This window comes from Mesorhizobium sp. M7D.F.Ca.US.004.03.1.1 (genome assembly GCF_003998635.1).
In the GTDB taxonomy this organism is placed as follows: Bacteria; Pseudomonadota; Alphaproteobacteria; order Rhizobiales; family Rhizobiaceae; genus Mesorhizobium; species Mesorhizobium loti.
In genome coordinates this window covers 1-6,711 of sequence record NZ_RZQG01000275.1, presented here as the reverse complement: position 1 = coordinate 6,711, position 6,711 = coordinate 1, and the positions used below count along the sequence as shown (strand labels likewise).

Annotated in this window: 5 protein-coding genes and 1 tRNA gene; 4 read left to right on the top strand and 2 right to left on the bottom strand. The window is 61.8% G+C overall.

All coding sequences use genetic code 11. From position 1 onward, the window contains the following. Positions 1-2,109: pyruvate, phosphate dikinase (ppdK, locus tag EN935_RS16920; RefSeq protein WP_127373454.1), on the bottom strand; the 2,109-nt coding region annotated here is incomplete at its 3' end. Between the two features lie 226 nt (positions 2,110-2,335). On the opposite strand from ppdK, the gene EN935_RS16915 reads away from it, so the two are divergent. The 4 genes from EN935_RS16915 (at position 2,336) to EN935_RS16900 (ending at position 5,615) form a co-directional block, all read left to right on the top strand. Next, positions 2,336-2,680, top strand: coding sequence for a VOC family protein (locus tag EN935_RS16915; RefSeq protein ID WP_127265404.1), 345 nt, complete (start codon positions 2,336-2,338; stop codon positions 2,678-2,680). A 129-nt stretch (positions 2,681-2,809) separates the two neighbouring features. After that, positions 2,810-2,884 (top strand) — tRNA-Gln (locus EN935_RS16910). A gap of 203 nt (positions 2,885-3,087) precedes the next feature. Then, on the top strand, positions 3,088-5,178 hold the full coding sequence (locus EN935_RS16905; RefSeq protein WP_127265403.1) for an O-antigen ligase family protein: 2,091 nt from the start codon (positions 3,088-3,090) through the stop codon (positions 5,176-5,178). A 68-nt stretch (positions 5,179-5,246) separates the two neighbouring features. After that, positions 5,247-5,615: a hypothetical protein gene (locus EN935_RS16900; protein ID WP_127265402.1), complete on the top strand. Its 369-nt coding sequence runs from the start codon at positions 5,247-5,249 to the stop codon at positions 5,613-5,615. A 242-nt stretch (positions 5,616-5,857) separates the two neighbouring features. On the opposite strand, the gene EN935_RS16890 is transcribed toward EN935_RS16900, so the two are convergent. Further along, positions 5,858-6,711: AAA family ATPase (locus EN935_RS16890; protein ID WP_348629895.1), on the bottom strand; the 854-nt coding region annotated here is incomplete at its 5' end.

Genomic DNA, 6,711 nt, shown 5'->3' with positions numbered 1-6,711 from the left:
CTCGACGGCCGCCTCGAAAATGGCGCGGGCCTGCATCTCGGCGATTTCAGGATAGGAGACGGCCAGCCGGCAGCCGCGATGGCCGAGCATCGGGTTGAACTCGTGCAGGGCCTCGGTGCGCTGCCTGAGCTTATCGGGCGAGACATTCATGGCGGCGGCGACTTCTGCCACTTCACCTTCGGTCTTTGGCAGGAATTCGTGCAGCGGCGGGTCGAGCAGCCGGATCGTCACCGGCAGGCCGGCCATGATCTCGAACAGTTCGAGGAAGTCCGAACGCTGCATCGGCAAGAGCTTGGCGAGTGCTGTGCGCCGGTCCTTTTCGGTGTCGGCCAGGATCATCTCGCGCATGGCGACGATGCGCTCGCCGTCGAAGAACATGTGCTCGGTGCGGCACAGCCCGATGCCTTCGGCGCCGAAGGAGCGCGCCATGCGCGCGTCGAGCGGCGTTTCGGCATTGGTGCGCACCTTCATGCGGCGCACCGCGTCGGCCCATTCCATGATGGCCGCGAAATCGCCGGAAAGTTCCGGCTGCAGCATCGATACGGCGCCCTTCAAGATCTGGCCGTTGCTGCCATCGATGGTGACGATGTCGCCCTTGCGGAAGGTCGATCCCATCGCCATCAGCGTGCCGGCCTTGTAGTCGACACGCAGCGAGCCGGCGCCCGACACGCAAGGCTTGCCCATGCCGCGCGCCACCACCGCGGCGTGGCTGGTCATGCCGCCGCGCGTGGTCAAGATGCCTTCGGCCGCATGCATGCCGTGAATGTCCTCGGGGCTGGTCTCGATGCGCACCAGGATCGCCTTGCGGCCTTGCGTCTTCAATTCCTCGGCGTCGCCGGAGGAAAAGACGATCTCGCCGGTGGCGGCACCGGGCGAGGCCGGCAGGCCGATGCCGATGACGTCGCGCGCTGCCTTGGAATCGATGGTCGGATGCAGCAGCTGGTCGAGCGAGGCCGGATCGATGCGAGCGACCGCTTCCTCTTTCGTGATCAGTCCGTCCCGCGCCATCTCGACGGCAATTTTCAACGCCGCCTTGGCGGTGCGCTTGCCGGAGCGGGTCTGCAGCATCCACAATTTGCCGCGCTCGATGGTGAATTCGAGATCCTGCATGTCGCGGTAGTGCTTTTCCAAGCTGTCGGAGATGGAGACGAAGGACTGGAACGCGTCCGGCATCAGCTTCTGCAGCGATGGTTTGTCCGAGCCCGCAGCAATGCGCGCCGCCTCGGTGATGTTCTGCGGCGTACGGATGCCGGCAACGACGTCTTCGCCCTGCGCGTTCACCAGGAACTCGCCATAGAGCATCTTTTCGCCGGTCGACGGGTTGCGGGTGAAGGCAACGCCGGTGGCCGAGGTTTCGCCCATATTGCCGAACACCATGGCCTGGACATTGACCGCCGTGCCCCAGCTTTCGGGAATATCGTGCAAGCGCCGGTAGGTGATGGCGCGATTGTTCATCCAGCTCGAGAACACGGCGCCGATCGCGCCCCACAGCTGCTCGTGCGGATCCTGTGGAAACGGCTTGCCGAGTTCTTCCTCGACCTTGGCCTTGTAGAGCGCGATGACGCCCTGCCATTCGAGCGCCGTCAGTTCGGTGTCGAGCTCATGCCCAAGCCCGCCCTTCTGGTCCTCCAAGATTTCCTCGAAGACCTCATGGTCGAGGCCCATGACGACATCGGAATACATCTGGATGAAGCGGCGGTAGCTGTCATAGGCAAAGCGCGCATCGCCGGAATCGGCGGCCAGCGCCTCGACCGTCTCGTCGTTCAGCCCGAGATTGAGCACGGTGTCCATCATGCCGGGCATCGAGGCGCGGGCCCCCGAACGCACCGACACCAGCAGCAGTTTCGACGGGTCGCCGAACCGACGCCCGCTCAGGTGTCCGATATGATCGAGCGCAACCGCGACATCGGCTTCCAACCCGTCCGGATAGGTACGGCCATTGGCATAATAGGCATTGCAGACCTCGGTGGTGATGGTGAAGCCCGGCGGCACCGGCAGGCCCAGGCTGCACATCTCGGCCAGGTTGGCGCCCTTGCCGCCCAGCAGATTCTTGTCGCCGGCACGGCCTTCCGCCGCGCCATCGCCAAAGGTGAAAACCCATTTGGTCATGCTTTGCTCTCCGGTTGCAGGAGATTGGAAAGATTGGCGAAACGGAAAGTTCCGCCGCGTCCGACTGTCGAGCGATATGATGCTGCAGTGCGAAAGGCAAGGCGTCGGCAAAGCCGTGCGACCCCTACAATCGATTAAGCAAAAGCCGTGTCCAGGGATGCGGCAAAAAGACTTGCCATTTTGGCGCTTCTGGTATAGAACATAACATGAACAAAGTAGGTGCTACATGAAACTGCCAGGGAAACTCGACTATCTGGAACTGCCGGCGACAGGCGGAACGCTCGATCGGCTCAAGGCTTTCTACAGCACTGCCTTTGCCTGGTCGTTCACCGACTATGGGCCGACCTATTCGGCCTTTGCCGAAGGTCTGGACGGAGGCTTCCAGGCCGACGCCGAGGAGGCGCCCGCCAAGCCGCTGCCTGTGCTCTACAGTAGGGATCTGGAAGCAACCCTCGGCGCTGTCGAAAGCGCCGGCGGCACGATCGTCAAGCCGATCTTCGCGTTCCCCGGCGGCCGGCGCTTCCACTTCGTCGATCCGGCCGGCAACGAGATGGCGGTGTGGTCCGAATAGCCCGCACGCACGCCCTCTGGCGGCAACTGCGTTGGCTGCCCAATTGGACGTTCTGACCATTGCTCATAAGGATTGTGCTTTTCGGCTGCTCTGCTAATAACGCGCCGCACAAGCGACTCTGACGGCAATTGGGGCGTCGCCAAGTGGTAAGGCATCGGTTTTTGGTACCGACATTCCCAGGTTCGAATCCTGGCGCCCCAGCCATCCCGCCGCGGTTTATTTCGGCCAAGAGGACGCGAGAATACCTTTGCGATCTTCCATGAAGCCGATCGGCTAATAATTCGACTGCCAACGCCGCCGCGGCAAATTCGGTCACCACTTGCGTGATCTGGACAGTGTCACCTTGAACATCTCTCTCTTTCCATACATAGGTCGACCGGTGGGTGGCGGCTCAACATGGACCTTCGATGAACCTTCCTATCTTCGCCATCAACCTCGTTCGCGAGACCGGTCGCTGGAGCGAATTGCTCGCCAGCGCCGAAGCGGCGGGCCTCACCTTGCAGCGCATTGCCGCCGTCGACGGCCACGCCCTCGCCAAAAAAGACTGGACGGAGATCGATCTTCCAGCCGCGCGCAAGCTGAGCGGGCGTGACATTCTGCCCGGCGAATATGCCTGTTATCGCAGCCATATCCAGGCGCTGGAAACGTTCCTGGCCGGTGGCAGCGCCCATGGCCTGATTGTCGAGGACGACGTCCTCTTCAGCGAAAACACCATGCGACGCATCGAGGCCATCATCGCGGCGGTGCCGGATTTCGACGTCATCAAGCTGACCAACCATCGCATGAGCTTCTTCATGCGTGCCGTCGAGACGACGGAAGGCGACGAGATCGGTCGCGCACTGCATGGCCCGCAAGGCTCGGCCGCCGCCTATCTTGTGACGCGGGAGGGGGCGCAGGGGCTGTTGTCGGCGCTCGCCGTAATGAAGATGCCATGGGACGTCGCACTCGAACGCTTTTGGGATACCGGCCTGAAGGTCTATTCGGTTCGCCAAAACGTGCTTGGCTTCGCCGCCAGCAGCAAGATTTCCGGCATAGCCGGCCCCTCGGGGAGCTACAAATCCGCAAGGTTTGGCGGGCCGAGCCGGCTAAGTGCCGGGGTGTTGCGGGCCAGCGACGAGCTGCGCCGCCTGCATCACGTCCTGCTGCGGCCCCCTTTACCGCGAGAAATCCCGGACTACGCCAAGGACGACGCGCCGCGCAACACCCTGCTTCTGTTGCTGGCGTCATTCGCCATTCTCGCTTTGGTCTCCTCGGTCTGGCGCGAGGCCGACACCTACCGCTATGCGGGCCTGGCGCTGGCCTTGGTCGCAGTCGTCCGCTGGTTCAGGGTGGATTTATGGACCTACAGCAAACCGCTGATCGGTTGGGTCGGCGGTCTGTGCATGGGTTGGTCGCTCTATGTCTTCATCCGACTGGCGATCGTCTATTTCGGTACCCACCAGTTGGGTGGCTCCGAAGGCATTTACATGTTTCCGTTGTTCTACGCGACGACCGGCTTCGCGTTTCTGCTGTTTGTCAGGCAGCCCGCGCGGCTCGTGCTCTGGTTCATGATCCTCAGTCTTGTCTTCCTGGCGGCGGACACCTTCTATTCGGACATGTTTCAAGGCATCCAACCGACCCCGCGGCTTTTCAACAATCCCATCCACGCGTCGGTGGCGGCCGGTTTCATCTTCCTTTGCGCGCTGCAATTCATGGCGTACACGGCCCAAAGAACGGACCTGAGGAAAGCAACCAAGAACCTGCATTGGGCGCTGTCGGTAGCCGTCCTGCTGTTTGCCCTCGTCAACATCATTGAGATGCGGTCAAAGGGTGTCTGGCTTGCGCTTGCGCTCGCCCTGCTCTTGTTGGCGGTCATGACCCTGGCGAGAGGCCATCGCCGCGAACTGCTGGTTTCGGCTGGCGTGCTGGCCATCGTGGCGGCCTGCATCGTCGCAACACACAACGTGTTCTCGTCCACCGCCAGCGACACCATGATCTTCGTCAAAGCCTTGGTTCCGGATGTCTTGAGGCATGGCGTCCTCCCGGCCTTCGACCGCGCCATCGCGAGCGATACGGTTCCGCTTGCAGCCAAGGAACGGCTGATGCTGTGGGCGGATGCGATCGAGATCTGGAAACGCCACCCGATCTTCGGAGCCAGTTCGAGCTGGCTGACCGAATGGGAGCACAGAACCTATCATCCCATGATCTTCAACGTCTTCCACAACGGTTATCTGGAGATTGCCGTGCGCTATGGTGTGGTCGGACTGGCGTTCTTTGCCTTTCTCTACACCTGGTCGTCCCGGCAGGTTCTGATGGCCATGCGGGCCAAGCTTATCGCTCCGGCCGCTTGGTCCTGCTACATCTCAACACTGGTCTTCTTCGCCATAACCATCCTTACCAATTCAAACAACCGGCTGGCTATGGGTGAGGCTTTCATGTGGTTCGCTGCAGCGTTTGGCTTCTATTGTTTTTATATTCGCCAGGAGAAGAACCTTGTCGCGCCGCGAACCTATTTTTAGGGCCGGCTTTCGCACCAAGCCGGTTTCGGCCTTCCCGGCAGTCGTGCACAGAGTGTTGTTGGAGCAAGATGAGATTTTATTCAGTCGCCGAACGGGTCGCTTTTCTCGTTACGCTCATCGCTGTTCTTGTGCTTGCGCTGCTGCCGGTACCCCGTCTCAAGGAATTCGGCATCGACGTCGGCTTCCACTACGACAAGCTGAACCACGCCAGCGCCTTTGCCGTCCTGACCTTCCTTGGAGGGCTTGGCTGGCCCGATCGCAAAGCGCAGGTGATCATCTTCCTCGCCCTGGTCGGAGCAGCGATCGAGGTCCTCCAGGGCACGGCGCTGATAGCGCGCGACCTGGATGTGTTCGACTGGGTCGCCGATTGCATCGGCATGGCATGCGGCCTCGTGGCCGTGATCTGTGTGCACTGGATCTCGCGGCGCAAAGGCTGAGCTTGTCCTCGAGTCCGGGCACGCTGAAGGTGAAGACCTACCGCGAACTGCGTGATCGCGAGCGGGATCGCAGAGTGCCTGTGCTGAAATTGGGATCACTCTATTTCGTCTGGTCCTCGGCCAAACATCATTCGCACAAACACAGTCCGCCCCTCTGACTGTTTGTTTTGCCGGGCGGAAAGCCGTTTACACTTTTCTGGAAATGCTCCGGCGCGGCCCATTCGCAGGCAGCGCGACCTGGATCAGCTTGCCTCGCGCATCGCTTCGGCCGCCTGTAGGTCGACCGAGACCAACTGGCTGACGCCCTGCTCGGCCATGGTCACGCCGAACAGCCGATTCATGCGCGCCATGGTGATTGGATTGTGGGTGATGATGACGAAACGAGTCTCGGTGGTGGCAGCCATTTCGTCCATGAGATTGCAGAAGCGCTCAACATTGTGGTCGTCGAGCGGCGCATCGACTTCATCGAGCACGCAGATCGGCGCCGGATTGGTCAGGAACACCGCAAAGATCAGCGACATCGCCGTCAGCGCCTGTTCGCCGCCGGACAGCAACGTCATGGTCTGCGGCTTCTTGCCAGGCGGGCGGGCCAGGATTTCAAGCCCGGCCTCGAGCGGATCGTCGGATTCGATCAGCTGCAATTCCGCCGTGCCGCCGCCGAACAGATGCGAGAACAGCCGCTGGAAATGGCCGTTGACGACGTCGAAGGCGGCCAGCAGCCGTTCACGGCCTTCGCGATTGAGGCTCTGGATCGCCTGCCTGAGCTTGCGGATCGCCTCGATAATGTCCTCGCGCTCGGAGACGATCGCCTCCAGCCGGTCGGAAAGCTCCTTCTGCTCCTCCTCGGCGCGCAGGTTGACGGCGCCGAGCCGTTCGCGCTCGATCTTCAGCCGGTCGAGTTGACGCTCGATCTCGGCCATTTCTGGCATCGGGCTGTCAGCCTCCAGGCCGGTATGGCGGATGACCAGATGCGGCGGCGTGTTCAGCGTCTCCTGGATGCGCGCTTCGACCTCCAGCCGGCGTTCGTCGGCCGCCGTCAGCCGCTCTTCGGCGCGAACGCGGGTCTCGCGCGCCTCGGCCAGGAACTGGATCTGTC

Excerpts from the sequence above, each read along its gene's own strand:
- EN935_RS16915 (WP_127265404.1), top strand. The coding sequence starts at position 2,336 with ATGAAACTGCCAGGGAAACTCGACTATCTGGAACTGCCGGCGACAGGC.
- EN935_RS16905 (WP_127265403.1), top strand. The coding sequence starts at position 3,088 with ATGAACCTTCCTATCTTCGCCATCAACCTCGTTCGCGAGACCGGTCGC.
- EN935_RS16900 (WP_127265402.1), top strand. The coding sequence starts at position 5,247 with ATGAGATTTTATTCAGTCGCCGAACGGGTCGCTTTTCTCGTTACGCTC.